Source organism: Deltaproteobacteria bacterium (genome assembly GCA_026129095.1).
Classification (GTDB): Bacteria; JAGRBM01; JAGRBM01; order JAGRBM01; family JAHCIT01; genus JAHCIT01.
In genome coordinates this window covers 273,406-297,387 of sequence record JAHCIT010000003.1, presented here as the reverse complement: position 1 = coordinate 297,387, position 23,982 = coordinate 273,406, and the positions used below count along the sequence as shown (strand labels likewise).

The 23,982-nt window shown below is 61.7% G+C and carries 23 protein-coding genes; all 23 read right to left on the bottom strand.

The genetic code is table 11. From position 1 onward, the window contains the following. Positions 1-5: 5 nt before the first annotated feature. The 23 genes from nuoL (KIT79_06265) to KIT79_06155 all read right to left on the bottom strand — a co-directional run bounded on the left by nuoL (KIT79_06265) (position 6) and on the right by KIT79_06155 (position 23,974). Complete coding sequence (gene nuoL, locus KIT79_06265) at positions 6-2,093, bottom strand: NADH-quinone oxidoreductase subunit L (GenBank protein ID MCW5828903.1); 2,088 nt, start codon at positions 2,091-2,093, stop codon at positions 6-8. Between the two features lie 4 nt (positions 2,094-2,097). Then, on the bottom strand, positions 2,098-2,412 hold the full coding sequence (gene nuoK / locus KIT79_06260; protein ID MCW5828902.1) for an NADH-quinone oxidoreductase subunit NuoK: 315 nt from the start codon (positions 2,410-2,412) through the stop codon (positions 2,098-2,100). Continuing rightward, entirely contained in the window at positions 2,412-2,912 is a 501-nt protein-coding gene (locus KIT79_06255; protein MCW5828901.1) for an NADH-quinone oxidoreductase subunit J, read from the bottom strand. The genes nuoK (KIT79_06260) and KIT79_06255 overlap by 1 nt, the downstream gene beginning before the upstream one ends. Positions 2,913-2,924: 12 nt before the next feature. Then, positions 2,925-4,223, bottom strand: coding sequence for an NADH-quinone oxidoreductase subunit H (locus KIT79_06250; protein ID MCW5828900.1), 1,299 nt, complete (start codon positions 4,221-4,223; stop codon positions 2,925-2,927). Between the two features lie 18 nt (positions 4,224-4,241). Continuing rightward, positions 4,242-5,831: a (2Fe-2S)-binding protein gene (locus KIT79_06245; protein MCW5828899.1), complete on the bottom strand. Its 1,590-nt coding sequence runs from the start codon at positions 5,829-5,831 to the stop codon at positions 4,242-4,244. Position 5,832: 1 nt separating this feature from the next. Beyond that, positions 5,833-7,095: an NADH-quinone oxidoreductase subunit NuoF gene (gene nuoF, locus KIT79_06240; GenBank protein ID MCW5828898.1), complete on the bottom strand. Its 1,263-nt coding sequence runs from the start codon at positions 7,093-7,095 to the stop codon at positions 5,833-5,835. A gap of 3 nt (positions 7,096-7,098) precedes the next feature. Continuing rightward, positions 7,099-7,584 (bottom strand): NAD(P)H-dependent oxidoreductase subunit E, encoded by a 486-nt coding sequence (locus KIT79_06235; GenBank protein ID MCW5828897.1) that lies wholly within the window; start codon positions 7,582-7,584, stop codon positions 7,099-7,101. A 1-nt stretch (position 7,585) separates the two neighbouring features. Further along, positions 7,586-8,914, bottom strand: coding sequence for an NADH-quinone oxidoreductase subunit D (locus KIT79_06230; GenBank protein MCW5828896.1), 1,329 nt, complete (start codon positions 8,912-8,914; stop codon positions 7,586-7,588). Further along, entirely contained in the window at positions 8,811-9,146 is a 336-nt protein-coding gene (locus KIT79_06225) for an NADH-quinone oxidoreductase subunit C (GenBank protein MCW5828895.1), read from the bottom strand. Before KIT79_06225 ends, KIT79_06230 begins: the two co-directional genes overlap by 104 nt. A 199-nt stretch (positions 9,147-9,345) precedes the next feature. Beyond that, positions 9,346-9,933, bottom strand: coding sequence for an NADH-quinone oxidoreductase subunit B (locus tag KIT79_06220; protein MCW5828894.1), 588 nt, complete (start codon positions 9,931-9,933; stop codon positions 9,346-9,348). A gap of 4 nt (positions 9,934-9,937) precedes the next feature. After that, entirely contained in the window at positions 9,938-10,438 is a 501-nt protein-coding gene (locus KIT79_06215) for an NADH-quinone oxidoreductase subunit A (GenBank protein MCW5828893.1), read from the bottom strand. 85 nt (positions 10,439-10,523) lie between these two features. Beyond that, positions 10,524-12,173, bottom strand: a complete 1,650-nt coding sequence (locus tag KIT79_06210; protein ID MCW5828892.1) for an NADH-quinone oxidoreductase subunit N — start codon at positions 12,171-12,173, stop codon at positions 10,524-10,526. 53 nt (positions 12,174-12,226) lie between these two features. Continuing rightward, positions 12,227-13,741, bottom strand: a complete 1,515-nt coding sequence (locus tag KIT79_06205) for an NADH-quinone oxidoreductase subunit M (GenBank protein ID MCW5828891.1) — start codon at positions 13,739-13,741, stop codon at positions 12,227-12,229. 26 nt (positions 13,742-13,767) lie between these two features. Then, entirely contained in the window at positions 13,768-16,098 is a 2,331-nt protein-coding gene (gene nuoL, locus KIT79_06200; GenBank protein MCW5828890.1) for an NADH-quinone oxidoreductase subunit L, read from the bottom strand. A 24-nt stretch (positions 16,099-16,122) separates the two neighbouring features. Continuing rightward, the gene (gene nuoK, locus KIT79_06195; GenBank protein MCW5828889.1) at positions 16,123-16,434 is read right to left on the bottom strand and encodes an NADH-quinone oxidoreductase subunit NuoK; all 312 of its coding nucleotides are present in this window, start codon (positions 16,432-16,434) and stop codon (positions 16,123-16,125) included. Then, a complete protein-coding gene (locus KIT79_06190; GenBank protein MCW5828888.1) occupies positions 16,431-17,021 on the bottom strand; it encodes an NADH-quinone oxidoreductase subunit J in 591 nt (196 codons plus the stop codon). The genes nuoK (KIT79_06195) and KIT79_06190 overlap by 4 nt, the downstream gene beginning before the upstream one ends. A 297-nt stretch (positions 17,022-17,318) precedes the next feature. Then, positions 17,319-17,960, bottom strand: a complete 642-nt coding sequence (locus KIT79_06185) for an NADH-quinone oxidoreductase subunit I (protein ID MCW5828887.1) — start codon at positions 17,958-17,960, stop codon at positions 17,319-17,321. A 24-nt stretch (positions 17,961-17,984) separates the two neighbouring features. Continuing rightward, positions 17,985-19,451, bottom strand: a complete 1,467-nt coding sequence (locus tag KIT79_06180) for an NADH-quinone oxidoreductase subunit H (GenBank protein ID MCW5828886.1) — start codon at positions 19,449-19,451, stop codon at positions 17,985-17,987. Between the two features lie 30 nt (positions 19,452-19,481). Then, positions 19,482-20,618 (bottom strand): NADH-quinone oxidoreductase subunit D, encoded by a 1,137-nt coding sequence (locus KIT79_06175; GenBank protein ID MCW5828885.1) that lies wholly within the window; start codon positions 20,616-20,618, stop codon positions 19,482-19,484. Continuing rightward, positions 20,615-21,235: an NADH-quinone oxidoreductase subunit C gene (locus KIT79_06170; GenBank protein MCW5828884.1), complete on the bottom strand. Its 621-nt coding sequence runs from the start codon at positions 21,233-21,235 to the stop codon at positions 20,615-20,617. The genes KIT79_06175 and KIT79_06170 overlap by 4 nt, the downstream gene beginning before the upstream one ends. Positions 21,236-21,280: 45 nt before the next feature. Next, complete coding sequence (gene nuoB / locus KIT79_06165) at positions 21,281-21,811, bottom strand: NADH-quinone oxidoreductase subunit NuoB (GenBank protein ID MCW5828883.1); 531 nt, start codon at positions 21,809-21,811, stop codon at positions 21,281-21,283. Positions 21,812-21,886: 75 nt separating this feature from the next. Continuing rightward, positions 21,887-22,300 (bottom strand): NADH-quinone oxidoreductase subunit A, encoded by a 414-nt coding sequence (locus tag KIT79_06160; GenBank protein MCW5828882.1) that lies wholly within the window; start codon positions 22,298-22,300, stop codon positions 21,887-21,889. Positions 22,301-22,531: 231 nt separating this feature from the next. After that, positions 22,532-23,974 (bottom strand): sodium:solute symporter family protein, encoded by a 1,443-nt coding sequence (locus KIT79_06155; GenBank protein ID MCW5828881.1) that lies wholly within the window; start codon positions 23,972-23,974, stop codon positions 22,532-22,534. Positions 23,975-23,982: the final 8 nt, after the last annotated feature.

Genomic DNA, 23,982 nt, shown 5'->3' with positions numbered 1-23,982 from the left:
GTCAATCATCTCCCCGACAGGTACAGAATGAGCGCAAACGCCCCGGCCAGCATGATGGCGGTATACTGTGCGGCAATGCCGTTCTGGAGCCGGCCGATCTGCCGGCCTGTCCAGCGGGACAGGTCAGCCAAAAGGTTAACGAGGCCATCGATCAGCCGGACGTCGATAAACTTCCACAGGAAGAACTCCGATACCTGCTTGACCGGCGTCACGATCATCCGGTCGTACAGTTCATCCACGTAATACTTGTCCGAGAGCCAGCGGTGAACCCGCGGCAGCGCAGCTTCCGCCTGCGCCGGTATGTCGGCTTTGGGCAGGTAGAGATCGCGGGCGGCGAAAAGGCCCAGAAGGCCCAGACCGGCGGCCAGTGCCGTAAAGGCCAGTTCGCCTGACAGCGTGTGCTCAATGTGTTCCCAGACGGGGAAGAAGTGTCCGAGGCTTTCCTCGATCCCCGGCACCCGCGGATCGGCGGCCAGCAGGGGGGCGAGCCAGCCTTCCATCGCGTTCGGCGCCCAGTGCCAGAGGTGGGGGATACCCAGGAACCCGGCCGTGATTGACAGGAACGCAAGTATTCCCAGTGCGCTCGTCATGGAGGCGGGGGACTCGTGGATATGTTCCTGCGTGTGGTGATCGGCCCGGCATTCGCCCTCGAAGGTGAGGAAATAGCAGCGGCCCATGTAGAACGCCGTCAGCAGGGCGGTCAGGAGGCCCAGGCCTGACAGGAACCAGGGGAGGGCATGGGCCACGGCCCCGAGCGTCTGGCCGGGCAGGTAGAAGTGGGCATTGAACGCACCGTAGAGGATGGCGTCCTTCGAGAAGAAACCGGAGGTCAGCGGAAATCCGGCGATAGCCAGCGTCGCCAGCAGGAAGGTCCAGCGCGTGACGGGCATGTATTTCTTGAGCCCGCCCATTTTCCGCATGTCCTGCTCGTGGTGCATGCCGAGAATCACCGAGCCAGCGCCGAGGAACAGGCAGGCCTTGAAAAACGCATGGGTCATCAGGTGGAACATGGAAGCCCACATGACGCCGGACCCGAGGCCCAAAAACATGTAGCCGAGCTGGGAAACCGTGGAATAGGCCAGAACCTTCTTGATGTCGTTCTGGACCAGTGCGATCGTCGCGGCGAAGAAGGCGGTGAGCCCCCCGACGACGGCGATCACGGTCATGGTGACCGGACTTGCCTGGAACAGCGGCGAAAGCCGGGCAACCATGTACACACCGGCCGTCACCATCGTTGCCGCATGGATCAGGGCGGAGACCGGCGTCGGGCCGGCCATGGCATCCGGAAGCCAGACATAGAGGGGGATCTGGGCGGACTTTCCGGTGGCGCCGATAAAAAGAAGCAGGCAGGCCAGCGTCACGGCGCGGAACTCGATGCCGAACAGGTGGATGCTGACCTTCAGGATTTCCGGCAGCCGTTCCTTCAGGGCGGCGATCTCCAGTGTGGGAACGCCAGCCTGCGAGACGGCATAAACGAGCGTGAACATGCCGAGGAGAAACCCAAGGTCGCCCACCCGGTTGACGATAAAGGCCTTTTTCCCGGCATCCGAGTTCGGCATGTGTTCGTACCAGAACCCGATCAGGAGGTAGGAGCAGAGGCCGACGCCTTCCCAGCCGACGAACAGCACCGGTAGCGAGCTCCCCAGCACGAGAACCAGCATGAAGAACACGAAGAGATTGAGGTAGGTGAAAAACCGCCGGTAACCGGGGTCGCCATGCATGTAGCCGGTCGAATAGACGTGAATGAGGGAACCGACGCCGGTGATAATGAGCAGCATCAGCACGCTCATCCGGTCGGCGACGAGCGAGAAGTCGATCTTGAGTCCGCCAAGCTCCATCCAGGTGAAAACCTGCTGGGAAAGCGCGACGGGTCCGGGGGCGAGCAGGATCTGCAGCCAGGCCGCCAGCGACAGCGCGAAAGCGAGTCCCACGGCCCCACAGGCGATCCGGGAGGCGCTTTCGTCGGAAATGTCGGCCTTGAACAGGATCGAAAGGCCATTCCAGGCGGCTCCTGCCAGCGGGAGCAGCGGAACAAGCAGAAGCCAGGAGACTTCCCGGACCGGTATGGCAGCTATCTGGGCGGCAGCTTGCATGGGTTCAGGCTGGCTCCTTGAGGCCGCTGATGGCTTCGATATCCACGGTCTGCTTCATCCGGTACCAGGCGATCAGGATGGCGAGGCCAAGCGCCGCTTCGGCGGCAGCTACCGCCATGACGATCACGACCAGGCCCTGACCGGTCATGTTGTTATGGAACCGGCTGAAGCCGACGAGCGCCAGGTTCACGGCGTTCAGCATCAGCTCGACCGAGACGAGCATGAGAATGGCGTTCCGGCGCGTCACGACGCCGTATGCGCCGATGAAAAAGAGCGCCATCGAAACGAGCAGGACCGACTGGGGAGTCATCGGTGGCATCAGGTGTCCTCCCGGCGTGCGATCCAGACGGCGCCGACGGTCGCCACGAGGAGAAGAACGGAGACTGTCTCGAAGGGCAGTATGTTGTCGATGAGAATCACCCGTGCGATGCGCTCGACCGTGCCGTGTCCCTCGGTGAGCTCCGGGAACCGGTCCAGATTCGCCTGGACCACGCGGGACCAGAGGGCCATGAACAGGGCGGCAGCGGCTCCGACGCCCAGGAACCGGCCCGCAACCATCCGGGTGGGTCCTGTGATGTCTCCGGCCCGCAGGTCCAGAAGCATGATGACGAACGTGACCAGCACCAGAATCGCGCCCGCGTAGACGATGATCTGGGCGGCTGCGAGGAAGTGGGCGTCCAGCAGGACGAAAATGGCCGCGAGCGAAAAGAAGGTGATGACAAGCGACATGACCGACTGGACGGGGTCCTTGAGTGTCACAACGAGCACGGCCGAGCCGATGGCTGCGCCGCTGAATATCCAGAAGAGGAGGTCAATCATGCTGGAGACTCCTCACATTCCGGGCCGGTCCAGATACCAGGCGGCAGCCGCGGTAATCAGGATCCAGACAATTGCGATTTCGATCATGTATTTCCAGCCGAGTTTCATGAGCTGGTCGTAGCGGAAGCGCGGGAGTGTCCAGCGCACCCAGATGAAGAGGAAGCAGAAAACGAGGGTCTTCGCCATGAAGCAGCCGAACTGGAGCGCGGCGGCGACAATGGTCGATGCCGAGTGTCCGAGCTGGATGTCGCCGCCGGTGAGAGCCAGCACGGCTCCGGCGGTGAGCCCCGGCGCAAGTCCCGCAACCGTGGCATAAAAGAGGGTTTCCCGGTTGACGCGGTCCTCGCGGTCCCGGTGGCGGGCCGCCATGTAGGCAAGGAACAGGCCGAAGCCGGTCGCACCCACGGCCGTGAGCTTGAGGATAGCCGTCAGGATGCCGGACGCATGGGAAACCAGCATCCCGGTCGAAACGTAGGGTATCTGGTAGCCTCCAAAGAACAGCGTCGCCGTCAGCGCGGAAGCGACGAAAATGTGGGCATATTCGGCCATGAAGAACATGGCGAACTTGAACGACGAATACTCGGTGTGGAACCCGGCGACGATTTCGGATTCGCCTTCGGGGAGATCAAACGGGTTGCGGTTGGTTTCGGCGAACGCCGATGTGATGAAGATGATGAAGGCGACGGGCTGAACGATGACGCCCCAGTGGGGGATGGCGCCGAACAGCAGGATCCCCTGGCCGTGCACGATATCGCCAAGCCGGACCGATCCGTACCAGAGCAGGACGGAGATCAGTGCGAAGCCGAGTGCCAGTTCGTAAGAGATCATCTGGGCCGAGGAACGGAGCCCGCCCAGCATCGAATACTTGTTGTTCGAGGACCACGCCGCGAGAATGATCCCGTATACGCCGAGCGAGCTGACGGCGAGAAGGTAGAGTATGCCGACATTCAGTTCGGCCACCTGCAGGTTGTAGCGGGTTCCGCCGATCTCGATGTAGTCGGCAAACGGGATCACGGCGAAGGTGAGCAGGGCGAGAAACATGCTTACGCACGGCGCAAGAGCATGGAAAAACCGGTTGGCTGCACGGGGGACGACGTCTTCCTTCCCCCAGAGCTTCAGGACATCGGTCAGGGTGTGGACCATTCCGAAGGCCCGCACGGGACCGATATGGGCGTAGGCCGGGCCCCGGCGGTTCTGGATATAGCTGGAGGCCTTTCGCTCCATCCAGATGAGCAGCGGCAGCGTCTGGAGCACGACCACAAGCGAGATCACGATCTCGACGGCCATGACGATGCTTGCGGTCAGATCCATTCGGTTCCCAGTCCGGGCTCAGGACGCCAGCAAGGCGCCCTGTTCCCCAAGTCCTTCCCAGGTAAGTCCGCGGAATGCGGCATCGCTCGCAGTCATGCGGGCAAAGGTGGCGGCAGCATTTCCGGAAGCAGTTTCGGTTCCGAGCAGGTGCGCCAGCCGGGAGACGATATCGAGCCCTTCCAGCGCCTCGCCGGGAGGCGGAACGCTGCGGGCGATACGCTGCACCCGGCGGTCCACGTTGATGAACGTGCCGGTCGTTTCGGTAAAGGCGGCCTTCGGCACGATGACCGAGGCAAGCCGCGTGGTTTCGCTCTCATGCGGCGTGACGGCGACGACTTCGGCCACTTTGGCGAGTGCGGCCCGGAACCGGTCGGCAAGCCGGTTGTTCGGGTTCCGCGAGGAAGCATAGTCGTCGTCGAGAACAACGAGCGTGGCGATCTGGCCTGATTCCATCGCCTGAACGATCTGTTCGAGGGATGACCCTGACCGCAGTCCGAGTGCATCACCGGCAGCCTGGTTCGGACTCTTGTCGGCCGTGATCAGGATGTCGTCGCCTTTCCCCTCCGCGTAGAAATCCGCCGGTGTGAATGCAACGAAGGCTTTCGGGAACCTGGACTGGATAAGACTCCGCCAGGCGTAGTTCTCTTCGGTCGTGGCGCGGGCCGACAGGAGGACCGCGAGCTTGCCGTCCCCGGCCGACCGGAGGGCCTCGGCCACACGGTCAAGAATGCGGCCCCAGGGTTGCTGCTTCAGCTCTCCAGCCATCCGGGCCTTGGGCCGGAGCAGACGCCCTTCGGCCTGCTGGCTCGCACAGGAAAGCCGGCCGGCATCGCACATCCAGTAGTCGTTCACTTCCAGATTGGGCCGGGGGCGGTAACGGAACAGCTTTTCGTTGTCCCAGTCCAGGTTGATGTTGCAGCCCCGCGAGCATCCGTTGCAGACCGAAGGGGTGGTCTTCAGGAAATACACCCGTTTCTGGAACCGGAAGCTCGCCGACGTCAGGGCGCCGACGGGGCACACGTCCACGACGTTCATGGAGTAGTCGTTGGCCAGTTGCCGGCCTTCGTTCAGGCCAATGAGGCTCACGGCGCCACGGTTGAACATGCCGAGTTCGTTCGTGCCTGGCACTTCCCGGCAGAACCTCACGCAGCGGGTGCAGAGGATGCACCGCTCGGCGTCATAGATCACCTTGTCGGAGAACTGGACGCGCTTGGGCTTGAGGATCTTCTGCTCCAGCGGCACATGCGACGGCCGCCGGTCGTGCTCCATGTAGTAATCCTGGAGCTTGCACTCGCCCACCTGGTCGCAGATGGGGCAGTCGATCGGATGATCGACGAGGAGGAACTCCATCACGTCGGCCCGGGCCTTCTTCACCTTGTCGGTATTGGTCCGGACGATCATCCCTTCGCCCGCAACGGTCGTGCAGCTTGGAGCGAGCTTGGGCATCTTTTCGATTTCGACGAGACACAGCCGGCAGTTGCCCTCCGGCGACAGGCCGGGGTGGTAGCAGTAGTGCGGGATGTCGATGCCGTTTTCGTGGCACGCCTTGATGACGGACGTGCCTGCGGGCACCTCGTATTCCTTGCCGTCGATGGTCAGTTTGGGCATCTCAGGCGGCCTTCCGTTTGATCTTGGCTTCGAACTCGGCGCGGAACTTGGGAACAAAGCTCTTGATCGGCATGGCGAGGGCATCCGCCAGCACGCAGATCGTCTGTCCGGCCATGCCGTCGGCGATCCGGATCAGCAGGTCGAGGTCTTCCATCCGGCCCTCGCCCGCATCGATCCGGCTCATCACTTCATAGGCCCAGTGGGTGCCGGTGCGGCAGGGCGTGCACTGGCCGCAGGATTCATGGGCGTAAAAGTGGGCGAGGATCTTCAGCATGTGGACCATGTCGGTCGTCTCGTCCATGACGATCATGCCGCCGGAGCCCAGCATGGTGCCGGCGGCGGCCAGCGACTCGTAATCGAGATTGACGCCCTCGCACTGGGGAGCCGTCAGCACCGGGACGCTCGACCCGCCGGGAATGCAGGCCTTCAGCTTGCGGCCCTTCCAGATGCCACCTGCCCAGGCGGGATCGTTGATAAACGTGGTCAGCGGAAGCCCGAGGGGAATCTCATAAACGCCGGGCCGGTTCACATGGCCGGAAACGGAAAAAAGCTTGGTGCCGGGGCTCTTTTCCGTGCCGGTTTTCTTGTAGGCATCGGCACCGTTATTGATGATCCACGGCACGGCGCAGAGGGATTCCACGTTGTTGACGACGGTCGGGCAGTTATAGAGGCCAGACACGGCCGGGAAGGGGGGCTTGATCCGGGGCTGACCCTTTTTCCCTTCCAGCGAGTTGATAAGGCCGGTCTCCTCGCCGCAGATATAGGCCCCGAAACCGTTGTGAACCGTGACCTTGAGTTCATAGTCGCTGCCGAAGATGCCTTTGCCGAGGAACCCCTTGGCATAGGCTTCTTTCACTGCCTGCTTGACGATTTTTGTCTGCTGGAAGAACTCGCCCCGGATATAGATGAACGCGTGATGGCAGTTCAGCGCCTTGGAGGCGATGATGACGCCCTCAACCAGCATGTGAGGGTCGTTTTCCATGATGAACCGGTCCTTGAACGTGCCCGGTTCGGATTCGTCGGCATTGACGCAGAGGTAGATGGGCTTGCCCGTATCCTGGGGGACGAAACTCCACTTGAGGCCGGTGGGGAAGCCTGCGCCGCCGCGGCCGCGGAGCCCCGATGCCTTCACGGTCTCGATGATGGTCTTTGAATCGAGCTCCTTCACCGCCTTTTCGGCCGCCTTGTAGCCGCCGTTGGCGATGGCGCCATCGATCGTTGCCGATCCGGGCTTGCCCCAGTTCCTGGTGATGACCTTTTCCATCGCTCAGCCCTTGCGGCGCCACTCCTCGATGAGCTGGTCCACTTTCTCGGTGGTGAGGTGCTCAATGTATTCGTCGTTCACAAGCGCCATCGGTCCCGATCCGCAGGAGGCAAGACATTCGACGTGCCGGACGGTGAACAGGCCGTCTTTCGTCGTCTCGTTGTTCTTCAGGCCGAGCTTCTTGCAGAAGTGGCCGTAGATTTCCTCGCCGCCAACGAGGGCACAACTGATGTTCGTGCAGACGTTGATCTCGTATTTCCCGACCGGCTGCTGGTTGAACATCGTGTAGAAGGTGACGCATTCGACGACCCGGGATTCAGGAACCCCGACCAGTTCAGAGGCGAAGCGGATCGTCTCGGGGCTGATCCAGCCTTTTTCCTTCTGGGCGAGCTGGAGCACCGGCAGGATGGCGGATGCCCTGCTCGGGTATTCCTCGATGGCGGACTTCATCTGCCGCAGGGTTTCATCTGAAAACAGGGCGTCAGACATCTCAGCGATCCAGCTCCCCGGCGATGATGTTGAGCGATCCGAGGACCGCAATCGCATCGGCGATGTAGTGCCCGGTGACGATTTCCGCAAATGCACTGAAGGCGGCAAACGAGGGCGAACGTACCTTGACGCGGTAGGCGTTCTTGGTGCCGTCGGAATAGATCGTGTAACCGACCTCGCCGTTGGCGCACTCGGTGGATGAATAGACGTGGCCCCTGGGCGGCCTGATCCCCTCGAACACCAGCTTGAAGTGGTTAATCAGCGCCTCGATGTTGTTGTAAACCTCGTTCTTGGGGGGCGGGGTGATGCGGGGATCCTGGATGCGGATGGGGCCGTCCGGTATGCGGGCGACCGCCTGCCGGAGTATGCGGACCGACTGGTGGATCTCCTCCATGCGGACGAAGAAGCGGTCCCAGCAGTCGCCCTTTTCGCCGATTGGCACGTCGAAATCGAATTCGTCGTAGTGGTAGTAGGGAAAATCCTTGCGGACATCGTAGGGGACGCCGCTCGCACGCAGCAGCGGGCCGGTAAAACCATAAGAGAGGGCCATCTCCCTGGGGATGACGCCCACGTCCCGGATACGGTCGTTGAAGATTCGGTTCCGCTTGAGGAGCTTCATCATCACGACAAGGGAACGGTCCACTTCCCTGAGCGCATTCTCAAGGTCGGCCTCAAATCCGTCGTAAATATCGTGGATGACACCGCCCACGCGGGTATAGCTGTTGGTGAGCCGCGCCCCGGTGAGCTTGACGAGGATGTCGTAAATCCGTTCGCGCGGATAGACACCGTACCAGAAGTTGGTAAGTCCGCCCAGGTCCATCGCCGCCACAGAGTTGCAGACGAGGTGATCCATGATCCGCGACAGCTCATCGACGATCACACGGATATAGACGGCGCGGTCCGGGATCTGGATGCCAAACAGGGCTTCCACGGCCTTGGCGTAACCCGTGTTGTTCATCGGAGCCGACAGGTAGTTCAGCCGGTCGGTATAGGGCACCACCTGGTTGTAGGTGACGTTCTCCGACATCTTCTCGAAGCCCCGGTGCAGGTAGCCGATTTCGGGAATGGCCCGGACGATGACCTCGCCATCCAGCAGGCACTTGGCACGAAGGGTGCCGTGGGTGGCCGGATGGGCTGGACCGATGTTCACTTCGACCAGATTATCGATCGGGTCGAGCTGGTAGCCGGTGTTCCTGGCGGTATCGGAGATGGGCGTCGGCACGGCGCTAGAACCCCCCCTTGTCGAGTTCGAGGGAGTCGGCGCGGCTGAGGGGCTGGCGGCCGTCCACCGGGTAGTCCTTGCGGAGCGGGTGCCCGGTGAACTCCACATGATTGAGAATGCGGCGGAGATCCGGATGACCGTCGAACCGGATGCCGAACTGGTCGAAGGCTTCGCGTTCCAGCCAGTTGGCCGAGCGGTACAGGCGGACCAGCGAAGGGATGACCGGACTCGACTCCGGTACCCGGACCTGAAGCCGCACGCGCTCGATCTTTTCCGGATTCAGGAACAGGTAGTCTGCGCCAAACCGGGGGCTCTTGGGATCGTAGCCGCTGAAATCAATGCCGACGATATCGAGCAGCACCGAAAAGCCCAGATCGTCGCGCAGGGAACGGGCCGCGTCCACAATGGCCGCCGGATCGAGAACCGGCACGACCAGGCCGTCAGCGGCAGTGCTTTCGCCGGTGATGCGGCCCTGAAGCAGGCTGCGGATGCGCTCGACTGTGCTCAAGGCTGCCGGTTCTTCCTTTCAGGTATCTCTCTCACCGCATGACCATCGGGGGCCGTGCGGGGACATCGGCCAGGCCTTCAATGAGAATCTGCTTGCGTCCCCGCTCGAATGTATTGCCGGAGGCGATCTTGTCCTGCAGGGCCATCACGCTGTGCAGCAATGCCTGGGGATGCGGCGGGCAGCCGGGCACGTAGACATCCACGGGGATCACTTCGTCCACCCCCTGAAGGGTGCAGTAGTTGTTGTAGAAGCCGCCGGAAGAGGCGCATGCTCCCATCGATACCACCCATCTGGGCTCGGCCATCTGGTCGTATATTTTCTTGATGATTGGGGCCATCTTGATGCTGATGGTCCCGGCCACGATCATCATGTCCGCCTGCCGGGGCGAAAACCGGACCAGTTCGGCGCCATAGCGGGAGAGGTCGAACCGGCCGCCAAGGACAGCCATCATCTCGATACCGCAACAGGCTGTCCCGAACGGGTAGGGCCACAGGGAATATTTGCGGCCCCAGTTCACGACATCCGCAAGCCGGGAGAGCATGTAGCTTTCATCGCCTTCCTGGGCCGGCGTGACACCAGCGGGAAGCGGCTTGTGCCCGGGATTGAGCAGTGATCCCATGACCTCAGGCGGCCTCCTGCTTCGCGGCAGCGGGCCGGCCCGGCGGATCAAGCGGAACGATGCGCGGATCCCTGGCGAGCAGTTCCCGGCGAGCTTCCTCGGATGTGGCCCGGTCGGACCATTCGAGGACGCCCTTGCTCAGGACATAGAAGAAGCCGACGAACAGTATCCCCACGAACAGGGCTGCTTCCAGAAACACAATTCCGCCGAACTCCCTGACGAGCGCCCGGTACTGGGCTGCCCACGGATACAGGAAGATCGCTTCCAGATCGAACAGGATGAACACAATGGCCACCATGTAGAAGTGGACCGAATAGCGGCTGCGGGCGGGGCTTGTCGGGTTGACACCGCATTCGTAGGTGGATGTCTTTTCGAGGTTCGGGGCATGGACCCGGACGCCGCTCTTGCGGGCAAGCCAGGGGAGCACGGCGACAAAGACGGTCACGAAAACGGTGGAGATACCGAGGAGAATGAGGACCGGGATGTAGTCTACCCGTAAATCCATCCGCACTAACTCCCGACTCCCGGCCCCGTCTTATCCTTACGCAACCCCGCCCGGCTGGGTCAACCCGTCTGCCATGCGGCCGCCACTAATTGCCAAACAGGTAAATGGCTGAATCGGTCAGCCGCTTGAGCATGTCAAACTTCACAATAATGAAAACCGTGGGCAGTACAAACAGGCCGTAAAGGACTCCATATTCAAAGAGCCCCGGCTTGACGGGTGGCAGCTCCGCCGCCTTTTCCGCACGCACATGTCCGTGCCCCTCGTGGGCTTCCTCATCCTGGGCCGCCCCTTCCATCATCGAGATCACGATCCGGGCGTAGTAAAAGAGCGAGACGACAGAGGTCAGCACGCCCACCAGCGCAAGATACAGGAACTTCGGATCCTTCAGCCGGACGTATTCGTTAACCACGGCCGCGAACACGAAAAACTTGCCCACAAAGCCCGAGAAGGGCGGCAGGCCGGTCAGCGAGAAGAGGAATATGCACATCGCGACGGCCAGCCAGGGGGAAGACCGCAGGAGGCCCTTGAAGGCGCTGATATCGTCTGACCGGCGGGCTTCCTCGACCATTTGCACGACGAAGAAGGCACCGAGGTTCATGATGGCGTAGATGGCGAGGTACAGCGTCACTGACGCATAGCCGCGCGGTGTCAGGACCACAATGCCCATCAGCATGTAGCCCGCATGTGCGATCGAGGAGTAGGCAAGCATCCGCTTTGCGGATTTCTGTCCCATGGCGGCCAGATTGCCGATGATCATGGTGAAAATCGCGCTCCAGAACAGAAGCGGCATCCAGTCGACACCAGGGAGCGGAATGGCGAGCGGCACGGGATTTTCCGCCCGTGCCATGGCCGGGATAGGGAGGCTTGTCATCGGGTTCTGCGTGGTCAGCATGGAGTCGACCACCCGGATCAGGAGGCCGAAACCGGCGGCCTTGGGGGCGACACTGAAGAAGGCCGTCACGGGAGTTGGAGCGCCCTGGTAAACGTCCGGCGCCCAGAAGTGGAAGGGGACAATTGATATCTTGTACCCTAGACCGGACATGAACAGGATCACGCCGAGCAGCGCCGAGGTCTTGTTCGGGCTGACCAGAATTGCGTCACGGATCTCGAAGATGCTGGTGGAGCCGGTGATCCCGTACAGGTAGCTCATGCCGAAGATCATGAAGCCGGAAGTCACGCCGCCGTAGAGCATGTATTTGGCGTTCGCTTCGGCCGCATGGGGACTGGCCTTCTGCATGCCCGGCATCAGGTACGAGATGATCGAGACGAACTCGATGGCGAGATAGATCATCAGCAGGTCCATCGAGGAGACCATAAGCATGCCGCCGATGACGAGCGTGAGTATGAGGGCGTGAATCTCGGCGTGGAAATGCTTCAGGAGCTGCTTCGAGCGCATGGATACGAGCACGGCCCCGGCTCCCGACAGCAGCAGCACGAACTTGAAGAAGTTGCCCAGCCGGTCAACGAACAGCATCCGGTTGTCGTTGCCCATGTCCAGGGGGCCCGCGGACTGCTGCGGATAGTAAAGCGGAAGCTGGCGGACGTTCGTGTAGTAGAGGACAAAGCACCCGCTCACGAGGAAAAAGAGGGCGGTATATCCCATCAGGTCGCGCTGCGCGGTCAGCTTCGGCGACATGCTGAGGAGCAGCAGCACGAGGATGCCCGCCGTCAGCCAGATCTCGGTCCGGATGAAGAGCGTCCCGCTCAGGATTTCAGTTACTGGTATCAGTTCCATGTTCGGTCGGTGGTTCCTGGGGCGTTAGGGGTTTGCCGGTATCCTCTCAAGTATTAGGGGCGGAGCCAGGAGGCCAGGTTCACCATGGCCGGGTTCATCAGCTTGAAGAGCGGCGCCGGATAGAAACCAAACAGGATGGTCAGCACCGCAAACGGTACCAGCGTGAGCTTCTCCCGGAGGGTGATCTCCGGAAGGGTATCGTATTTGGGGTTCTTCGGGCCCAGGAATACCCGCTGGAGCATCCAGAGGCAGAACGCAGCCGTCAGGATGACACCGGTAATGGCGATCACGGTGTATCCCATGAAGGGCTTGAACGCGCTCAGGAAAGTGAGCGCCTCGCCGGGGAAGCCGATCAGGCCGGGAAGTCCGAGGTTGGCAAAGAACGCCAGTCCGGCGAACGCCGTGTAGACCGGCATCTGCTGGGCGATGCCGCCGAAACCGTCAATCTGACGGTGGTGGGCTCGGTCATAGATGACGCCGACGAGGAGGAAGAGCTGGGCGCTGACGATTCCGTGGGAGAACATCTGGAACGACGCGGCCGTGAGTCCCATCTCGTTGGAGGCGGCAATGGCGAGGAGGCAGTAACCCATGTGGGAGACCGACGAATACGCCACGAGTTTCTTCATGTCCGTCTGTGCCATGGCGCACAGGGCGCCGTAGACGATGTTGATGACGCCCAGCAGGGCCAGCGTGGGAGCAAACCACAGGGCGGCATCCGGAAGGAGCGGCAGGCAGATGCGCATGATGCCGTAGGTGCCCATCTTCAGCAGCACGGCGGCCAGGATGACCGATACCGGGGTTGGCGCCTCGACGTGGGCGTCGGGAAGCCATGTATGGAACGGGAAGCAGGGAACCTTGATGGCAAATCCGATGAAAAGCCCGACGAACAGCACCTTGCTCAGCGGAACGATGTAGCCGAAGGCGCTGAAGTTCCGGGTGAACGACTTGTGCTGGGCCATCAGTTCCAGGAGGTCGAAGGTGTTGGGGGAACTCTGGAGATACAGGGCGATGAGCGCCAGCAGCATCAGTACCGAGCCGGCCAGCGTATACAGGAAGAACTTGATGGCGGCGTATTCCTTGCGTGGACCGCCCCAGATGCCGATGAGGAAATACATCGGCAGCAGCATCACTTCCCAGAACACGTAGAACAGGAAGAAGTCGAGGGCGACGAAAACGCCATACATTCCGGTCGTGAGGAACAGCAGGAGTGCAAAGTAGGCCTTGATCGCCTTGGTGATACCCCATGAGGCGATGACCGAGAACAGGGCGACAAGTCCGGTCAGGACCACGAGCGGCATGGAAAGCCCGTCCACGCCAACGTGGTAGCGGATGCCGTAGGTGGTGATCCATGCGTAGTTCTCGATGAACTGGAGCCCTTCGCGCACATTGGTGCCGGCGCCAGGATTGAACGACGGCAGCATCATCAGCGTGAGCAGGAACGGCACGGCGGTCGCGAGGACTGCCGTATAGCGGATCGCGTCACGCTGTGAGGATGGGATGCAGAGCACGACAAGCGCTCCCACGAGCGGCAAGAACGTGATGATGGATAGGACGTTTGCTGGTACCATGTGCCCGCTGTCTCCCGCAGCCAGAATCAGTTCACAGGTCCCGAGACCGCAGTGGTCATCAGGCGCCCGAAATCAGCGATCAGAAATGCCAGTGCCAGTATGAGGCACGCCATCACAAAGACGATGTACGTCTGGATGCGTCCGGTCTGGAACTGGCGGAAGAGGGAACCAAACGTCTGGCTAACCCAGGCGGTCCCCTCAACCCCAATCTTGTCAACAACCACCCGGTCGAACCATCCGGCGACCTGGCGGAGTCCCCGCACCAGCCGGCCGGCAAGGTTCACCAGTCCGTCAACGATCGTGCTGTCGAACCATGCCGACAGGCGTGAAAGCCCCATCGTTCCCGAAACGAACGTGGCGTCGTACCCCTCGTCCACGAGGTATTTCCGGTAAACCACGCTGTGGAGGTTGGGGAACTTCCTGACGAAATTGTCGGCCGTTTCGGGCTTCTTCGTGTAAATGGCCCGGGCGGCGAGAATCGAGCTTCCGGCTACCGCCACCGATATGACGGCGAACAGGACCGCTTCGCCGGCATGGGCGTGGTAATCGCCCCAGATGTGGTGCATGCCCGGCATGACCGGCTCCAGGAAGTGCTCCAGCACGTTCCAGCCCGGCACGAAGAAGAAGCCAAGGAAACCGCCAAACACGGAGAGGAATGCGAGCACGACCAGTGGGATGGTCACGCTGCGCGGCGATTCGTGGATGTGGTCGCGGACCTTCGGATCGGCGCGGTTCTCGCCGAAGAAGGTCATGCACACCTGCCGCGTCATGTAGAAGGCGGTCATGGCGGCGGCGGCAAGGCCCACGAAGAACAGTATCTTGCCCAGATGCGGGAGCGGCATTTCAGGGCCGAAGCCGAAATGGTGCGAGCCCCACATCTTGTGGAGGATTTCGTCCTTGGAGAAGAACCCGGCGAAGGGCGGGATACCGGCGATGGCGAGCGTCGCCAGGCCGAAGGTCGCATAGGTGACGGGCATCAGACGCTTCAGGCCGCCGTATTTGCGCATGTCCTGTTCGTGGTGGTTGCCCATGATGACCGAACCGGAGCCGAGGAAGAGGCAGGCCTTGAAGAAGGCGTGGGTCATCAGGTGGAAGATGCCGGCCCAGAAGGCGCCGGTCGCCATGCCCATGAACATGAAGCCGAGCTGGGAGACCGTCGAGTAGGCCAGCACCTTCTTGATGTCGTACTGCGTGATGCCGATTGTGGCACTGAAGAAGGCCGTCGCCGTGGCAACGATGGCGATCACCGTCAGCGTCGCCGGCGATACGGCAAACAGCATGTTGAGCCGTCCGATCATGAACACGCCTGCGGTCACCATCGTGGCGGCATGGATGAGCGCAGAGACGGGAGTCGGGCCGGCCATCGCGTCGGGGAGCCAGACGTAGAGGGGAATCTGGGCCGATTTGCCGGTCGCGGCGCCGAACAGGCAGAGCGTGGCAAGCGTCGCCACCGACATGGCCCCGACGCCGACGGCAGTCTGGGCGAGGTTCCCCGCCTGGGCGTTGATCTCGAAGAAGTTGAGCGTTCCGGTGTTCCACCAGATGAGCGCGACGCCAATCACGAAGAAGAAGTCGCCGACGCGGTTGACGACGAACGCCTTGATGGCGGCGGTCGCGTTGGCCATCTCCTTGTGCCAGAAGCCGATGAGGCAGTAGCTCGCCAGTCCGACGCCTTCCCAGCCGATGAACATGATGAACAGGTTGTCGCCCATCACGAGCAGCAGCATCGCGCAGCAGAACATGTTCAGGTAGGCCATGAACCGCCAGTGGTTCTCGTCGTGGGCCATGTATCCCATCGAATAGATGTGGATGAGCCCGCCAACGCCGGTCACGAGGAACATGGGGAGAATCGAGAGGCGGTCGGCGACAAAAGCCATGTCGGCCGAGAACTTGCCGATGAAGAGCCACTGGTAGAGATGGTTGTGGAGGCCGACGACGCCTTCGGGCAGGGTGGCAATCTGGAATGCCGCGTAGCAGGTGATCAGGAACGGGATCCAGATCGCCGCGTTGGCAATCGCATTGACGACGTTCATCCCGCCCTGGCTCTGGCCGGGGGCGAGCCCGTGGTGTCCGTGATCGTGGTCATCGTGCCCGTGGTCACCATGTCCATGATCGCCGTGACCATGGCTGCCATGTGAATCATGCCCATGACCGGCGGGGGAATCGTGACCGTGATGGTCATGGGCGTGCCAGTCCCACCTGGCCGGGTCGTTGCCCCAGGGCGGCGCATCCTTGCCGGGGTATTCCAGCCGCCGTCCGAACAGGGCGAGCACTGCCGCACCCAGCGCAGGAATGGCGGGCACCAGCCAGAGGTAGCCGGCTTCGGCGAGCTTTACGGCGTGGACGGCATCACTCATGGGTTCGGGGCGGTCTCCGTTTCACTAGTTGCGCAGCGTGCTGACCGAGTCGATGTTGATGTTGCGGAAGTTGCGGTAAACGACCAGCACGATTGCCAGGCCCACGGCGGCTTCTGCCGCGGCCAGCATGATGACAAATGCGGCAAAGATGTGGCCATCCACATGGCCGGTGACATAGTGGCTGAATGCGATGAAGTTGATGTTCGCGGCGTTCAGGATCAGTTCCACGCCCATCAGGACGGCGACGGTGTTCCGCCGGGAGATGATGGCGAACAGTCCCATGCAGAACAGCAGGGCGGCGAGGTTCAGGTAGTCGGTGAGCAACGCCTCGTTCAAGAGAGCGCGTCCTCCTCGGCGTTGATCTCTTTCTTGATCAGGACGACGGTGCCCACAAGGGTCATGAGCAGCAGCACGGCGATCACCTCGAAGGGGATGACGTGACTGGTCACGATGTGGTCGCCGATCGCCTGGACCGTCGAGCCGATCGGCCGTTCGGGACGCACCGGGAAGCTGGTGGTGGCGATAATCCTGCGCAGGATGAAATACAGGCCGCCGCAAAGCGCAGCCGATCCGATCAGGGTGAGCGGCCCCTTGGATGGGTTCAGGTAGCTCTGCTCGCCGCGACGCTGGGTGAACATGACGGCGAAGAGGATCATCACCAGGATGCCGCCGATATAGACCAGTACCTGGAATGCCGCCAGCAGGTCGGCCCCCAGCATGACGTAGAAGATGGCGACGCCGAAAAACGTGAGCATCAGGCACAGTGCCGCCCGGACGATATTCGGCAGAAGGATGACGCCGAAGGCTCCGGTCACGGTTGCCACGGCCGCTGCCCGGAAAAAGGGGTGCTCGCCGGTGGTCAGCAAGCTGGATGCGACGATTGCAGCGAGGACGGAGAGGCCCGCGATGAGCTTGTTCTTCATCTTCCCCTGAGTTCCCCGATTCCTTCCCCGGCGGAGGGCCTCACCTAAAAAGGCCATTTGCCGGAAAGCTCAATTGAAATCGGCAGCTAAGGCGCGATGCAGCCCACGCAACGAGCACTTAGAGGCCTCCCTCTATTGCCCGTGCGGGGTGTCCGGGTCAAGGGGCATCGGGATGTTTTTTGTATACAATTTCAGGGCCTTACGCCGCTCTGGTGCCATGTGGCGAAAGCCCCCGGTTTCACAGGGAAATCGGTCCAATCGGGGCACTGAAAAAGGCCCCCAAAACGGGTGCCGGTTTCAGCTCTTCGGGGGCTCTGTCGGGGGGGTGGCGGGAGTCGCCGTTTCAGCCGGCTTGGCAGCAGCAGCGGCGGCTGCCGCAGCCGCTTTTTTGGCCTTGGCTTCAGCCTCTTTGGCCTCGAACTTTTCCCGCTTGGCGAGAACTTCCTTGCGCTCTTCGGGCGAGACGAATTCGAAATACAGGTTATGGAAATCCGTCGTGGCGCGCTCGAACTCCTTGGTGAAGTGGATCGCGTCAGTGGGGCAGGGTTCGGTGCAAAGACCGCAATACATGCACTTGCCAAGGTCGATATTGAAGACGACCGGGTAGAGCATCTTCTTGCTCGGCTTGCCGTTGTTGCCAATGATATCAACCCGGTCGAGCTTGACGTCCTCGATCCAGATGCAGTCGATCGGGCACGCCTTTTCGCAGTTACGGCAGGAGATGCAGACGTCCATGTCCACGGTCAGGAAGCCGCGGTAGCGGTCGGGAAGCGTCGCCTTCACGTCCACTTCCGGGTACTGGACGGTGCTGGGAGCCCGGAACAGGTGGCTCATCGTGTTCGACATGCCGTAGAACAGCGACTTTGCGGTGTTCCAGATGTCGGCAAAATAGCCCGTTGAGAACGGTTCGGGGTGGTATTCCTGCTTCTGTGCTTCCATCGTGTGCGTTCCTTAAACGTGCCGTCAGACGGCCAGCTTGAAGTCGAAATTGGCTTTCGCGTGACGCAGGTTCTGCACCACCATCAGGATGTATTTCAGGATGAGCAGGTTCGTCAGTGCGAACAGTACCACGCGTGTCAGGTTCGCGGCCGTCCCATTCATGTCGATAAAGGCAATCCAGGCCATGTTGCCCAGGATACAGACGAAAGTGACGGGCATGAGGTATTTCCAGCAGAGCATCATGAGCTGGTCCACACGCAGGCGCGGCACGGTCCAGCGGAGCTGGATCACCAGAAATACGAGAATGTGCGCCTTGATGAAGATGACGCCGAACTGGGCGGCGTTCTTGATGACCGCAGGTGCGGCCGACGGCAGCCCGAAGGCGATGAACAGCGACAGGACGGCCAGGGCGGTGAAGGCCGGCCCCCAGCCCAGCACAACGGCCAGGATCGTCGTCCCGAGATCGCCGGTGGGCTTGGTAAGCCGTGTGGGCTCGTCGGCACGGACACCCATCCGGTAGCCGACCCAGGTGGCCCCTATCACGGTCAGGATGAGGGCCCCGTAAATGATGTAGGGCGTGATCGCTTCCCACTGGGCGGCGGTATGCACGCCGGGCACCGTCCAGCCGCCGAAGAACACGACGACGGCGATCATGCTGATCACGAAGATGTTGGCCCACTCGGCAAAGAAGAAGAACAGGAACCGCATGCCGGAATACTCGGTGCAGAAACCGGCGACGAGTTCGCTCTCGGCCTCGGGCAGGTCGAACGGAGCGCGGTTGATCTCCGCAATGGCCGCCGTGAAATAGGCGAAGAAGGCGATGAACGCGAATGGCGTCGCGAAGAAGTTCCACGCGAGTATCGACCGGAAGAACCCCTCGTGCGACTGTGAGAGCACGATCTGGTTCAGGTTGAGCGATCCGGACAGGAGAACCATGGACAGAAGGGCGAGCCCCACCGGGATCTCGTAGGAAACGAGCTGGGCGGCCGAGCGCATGCCACCATAAAACGCCCACTTGGAGTTCGATCCGTAGCCGGCGAGCATCACGCCCAGCACTTCGATGGAACTGACGGCGAGGATGTAGACGATTCCGATATTGAGGTCCGCCACGACCAGCGTGTTGGAGAAGGGGAGTACGACGAATACGAGGAACATGCCGCAGAACGATAGGTAGGGCGCGATCCGGAAAATCACGGAGTCGGCGTCCTGCGGAATCAGGTCTTCCTTCTGGAAGGTCTTGAGCCCGTCCACGGCCCACTGGAGAAATCCCTGCGGTCCGACCCGGTTGGGGCCGATGCGGGACTGGATGCGCCCGGCGATGCGCCGCTCGGCCCACGAATAGATGCCTGCCAGATGTGCCGCGATAACGAGCGCCAGGATGGCGCCAATCAGCATCGTGACGGAATAGACGAGGTAGGGGCTCGCTCCCTGGAATACGCCGCCGAGAAGTCCTTCCCCGGCTATCCACTTGTCTGCGATCTGCTGCAACATGTCTTGTCCCTGCGTTCCCTCTGAATCTGCTTACCGGTCGATCTCGGGCGCCACCACGTCCAGCGACGCGATGAATGCCACAAGGTCTGCGATCATCATGCCCGGCGCCATCCTGCTGATGATGCTCATGGCCGCGAATGATCCCGTGCGGATCTTGCACCGGTGGGCTTTTCCCGTGCCGTTGGACATGAGATAGAAGCCCATCTCGCCGCGAGGCGCCTCGACGGCCGAATAGACATCGGCCCAGGCCGGCGGCTTGATGTTTTTGGGCACCTTGGCGATCACCGGTCCCGGTTCCAGCAGTTTCAGGCACTGCCGGACGATCTTGACCGACTGGCGCACTTCCTCGACGCGGACCAGATGGCGGTCAAAGCAGTCGCCGAGCGTTCCGAACGTGCCGGTTCCCACCGGAATGTCGAACTCCAGTTCCGGGTAGATCGCGTAGGGCTGGTCCCGGCGGACGTCGCGCTTGATACCGGTCGCCCGCAGGACCGGTCCCACGAGGCCATAGCTCACGGCATCCCCGGCGGTGATCGTGCCGACGTTCATCAGGCGGGTGCGGAAGATTACCGAATCGGTAAGCAGTCGGTTGATCTCTTCCCATGCCAGTTCGAAGTGGTTGAGGAAGGCCGTGACCTTTTCGACAAAGCCGTCGGGCAGATCGAACCAGACGCCGCCGATGCGGACGTAATTGTAGGTTAGCCGGGCGCCGCACAGTTCCTCGATGATGTCGTTCACCGTCTCCCGCTCGCGCATGGCGTGGAGGAACGGCGTCGCGGCGCCGAGGTCCATGCCAAGGGCGCCGACGCCGATGGCGCCGTGGCAGATGATGCGGTTCAGTTCGTCGGTGATGACGCGGATGACCTGTGCCCGGCGCGGCACCTCGATCCCCGCAAGCCGTTCGACCGCCAGGGCATAGGCGTGGTTGGCGTTCATTGCGGCCAGGTAGTCCACCCGGTCGGTATACGGCATGAAACCGGGGTAGTCGCACTTTTCGCAGATCTTCTCGATCGAGCGGTGCAGAAATCCCACGTCGGGTTCGCAGGCCGTCACGATCTCGCCGTCGGTCTTGAGAATGAAGCGCAGCACGCCGTGGGTAGACGGGTGCTGGGGCCCCATGTTGAGGAGCATTTCGTCGGATTTGAGCTGGGTAACGAGGCTGCTCATGATTCGGCTGTCTCCTCGCCGGCGGCGCTGCCGCCACGGCGGAAGTCGTAACCCTCGGTCTCCTTTACGCGGCGGGCAAAGATGTCGTGCATCGATTCGCGGGTCGTCTGGATGCCGCGGTAGTTGTCCTGCTCGGTCCAGTCCTTGCGGAGCGGGTGTCCGGTCCAGTCGTCCGGGAGCATGATCCGGCGCAGGTCCGGGTGCCCGTCGTAGATCACGCCGAGAAGATCGTACTGCTCGCGTTCATGCCAGATGGCGGCGCCGTAGAGGCCCGCCAGCGATGGCACATGCGGGTTGTTGCGATCGAGCTTTGCCTTCACCATCAGCGTCGTGCCGTGTTCGTAGCTCTTCAGCACGGCCGTCGAGAACTGGTGTCCGGGACCGGGGGGCGGCGGTTCGCCCTTTTTCTCGGATACGGGCGGGTGATCGGTGGCGGCGACGGTCGCCAGATACTTGAAGCTGAACCCGGAATCGTCCCGCAGCGTCTTGACGATATCCAGCAGGTCCTTCTGCGGGTTCCTGACGATAATGAAAGGCGTCGGGTTGGCTTCGGGACCGCACTCGATGCGGTCGCCAAACCTTGCTGACACCATTTCGAGCAGCGACTTCTTGTCCATGAGCGGGGTTGTCCGGCCTTTCGTTGGGCTCGCTAATGCTAAAGATCAGGCGGTCTTGCGGCGCAGGAACCGTTCACGCTTGACGATCTCCTGCAGCTTCATGACTCCTTCGGTGAGTGCCTCGGGCCGCGGCGGGCAGCCGGGCACGTAGACATCCACCGGGATGATCTTGTCCACGCCCTTGCATACCGAATAGCCCTGTTCGAACAGGCCACCGCAGTTGGAGCAGGAACCCATCGAGATGACGTATTTCGGCTCGGGCATCTGGTCGTAGAGAATCTTCACGCGGCTGGCCATCTTGTAGGTCAGTGTCCCGGCCACGATGATGAGATCCGACTGGCGCGGCGAGGCGCGGAAGACGGCACCGAAGCGGTCGAGATCGGCGCGGGGTCCGCCCGTCTGCATCAGTTCGATGGCGCAGCAGGCAAGTCCGAACAGCATGTACCACATGCTGTTCGCACGGACCCAGTTGAGAAAGTCGTCGGTATTGGCGGTGATGATGCCGCCGTCCTTGGGGCTGTAGTAGCTGGTATCGATTGTCTGGGGGACGGCGACTGTGGTTTTCGTGTCAGTCATGGCGCTCTGGTTGCTCCTGAAATCCTGCCTGAAACCCTTGTCCGGAACCGCCGGAAGGCGGAAATTACAGTAATTCTAAGGGTTTGTTCCCGGTTTTGGCACCGTGCTGCCCAGCTCTTTCACCCACTTCAGGTCGCCCTTGCCCCACACGTAAAAGAGGCCGATGGCCAGAATGACCACGAATGTTCCGACCCATACAAAAAGGGCCGGTCCGTAGCCCTTTTCGACCCAGCTCCGGAATACGGCGGCGGTGGGATAGAGCAGGGTTACTTCCACGTCGAAAATCAGGAAGTCGATGGCGATAGTATAGAAGCGGACGTTGAACTGGGCCCAGGAGTTCCCGATGGGAAGTTCGCCGCATTCATAAGAAGTTTGCTTGATGACCGACTGTTTCGATGGGGCGACCAGGTGGCTCGCGGTGAGCGCGATAGCGATGAAACCCGCTCCCAGCGCGATAAAAACCAGTACGTGGCCAAACTGGTAGTACATGTCCACGGTGAGACGGTTCCTCCCCGGAAAGAGCCCCGGCGGCCGGTCTTTAGCCGATGAATTGGCGGCTGCCAACAAGCTAGCCAAGGTTTTGAAATCAGCCGGGAAATCTGGCTGGTTAATCCTCGCCGGAACCCCTCTGGATTTTCCGCAAATCGGCCAGAAACCAGATGAAAATCCCGGCGGCGCCGGGGCCGAGGATCAGTACGGACAGCCAGGTGCCGAACTCCATCATGACCGGGGCTCCCGCGACAGCATGTTAGCCACGGCGAAGGCCGCGGCCGAGATGGGCAGGGCCACCAACACCCCGTATTCACGCCAGATTTCGGCGCCGCCTACCTGCCATGCCCAGGACTCTTCATCGGCATTGTAGGTTCCGAATCCGTATATGCAGATGTAAAAGCCCGCCAGAGACAGAAGGCCTGCCAGTGATGAGGCGAGTCCTGCCTGCCTGGCCGGTTTCAGGAAAACAGCCCCCAGCACCGGGACAAAGGCCACCGAGGCCAGCACACTGGACATGAATATCCAGGCATCTGATATCCGGTCGAAAGCGAACGAGAGGGCCAGGCCCCCCAGAGTGACCGCAAAGACGCCGATTCGCGTCGCCCGGACGAGTTGCTGGTCTGTCATTTGCGGCCGGACAAGCGGCCGCCAGATGTCATAAACGAGGTTCCCGCTCGCCAGAAGCGAATAGGAATCGACGCTCGACATGGCGGCCGCCAGCACGCCACCGATAAATAGTCCCTTGAGACCGACCGGCAGCAGCGTCATGGCAAGGGTGAGCAGCGCGGTGCGGCCGGGGAGCCCCTCGGCCAGCATCCCCTGCTCGACCGCCGAGCGGGCGATCATCCCCACGAGGGTCACGCCCCAGTCATACGCGGCCCAGAGAAAGATGCCGATGATGAGCGCCCGGGTGACATCCTTCTCCGACCGCGCTGCGAAGATGCGCTGGTAGAAGGCGGGCTCAACAAATACCGTGAGCGCGCCGGCCGACCAGGCCGCAATGAGCCAGGGACTCAATCCGCCGGAAGCGGTGAGATGCGCTCCGGGCAGATGATCCGTGAAGCCGAAACCCCCGCTCCACTCAAGGGCATAGGGAATCAGGATGGCGACCGCCAGGCACATGAGGACGAACTGGACAGTGTCGGTAATGACGTCCGCCCACAGGCCGCCCATGAGGGTGTAAACGGCACAGACCGAGGCGCCGAGGAAAAGCCCGATATCGCGTGGCAAGCCCAGTGTCTCAAACAGTGCGCCCATGCCAGCCAGTGCGGTGATAGGGAGCGAGTATACGAAGCAGGCGGTAGCGACGGTGACCCGCGCTCCGTCACCGTAGCGGGCGCCGACAACATCGGGGAGGGTGTAGTAACCGTGCCCCCGGAGCCGCTTGGCCACCAGCACGGCTGCCAGCAGGATCGCCACGTAGTACGGCCGGGAGAGCCAGAACCAGGCGGCCATTCCGTTGTAGTAGGCGCGCTCGCTGGTTGCGAAGGTAACGTCCAGTTCGTAGTAGGTACTGACCAGTGTGCAGACGAGCAGCGGTGTCGTCAGTGCCCCGCCGGCAAGGAAATAGTCCTTGAAATGCCGCGTGCGGCCCGAAAAATACCACCCGGCGGCGATCATGGCTGCCAGGTACACGGCCACAATGGCGAAATCGGCGGAACCCAGGGGCATGCCGGGAT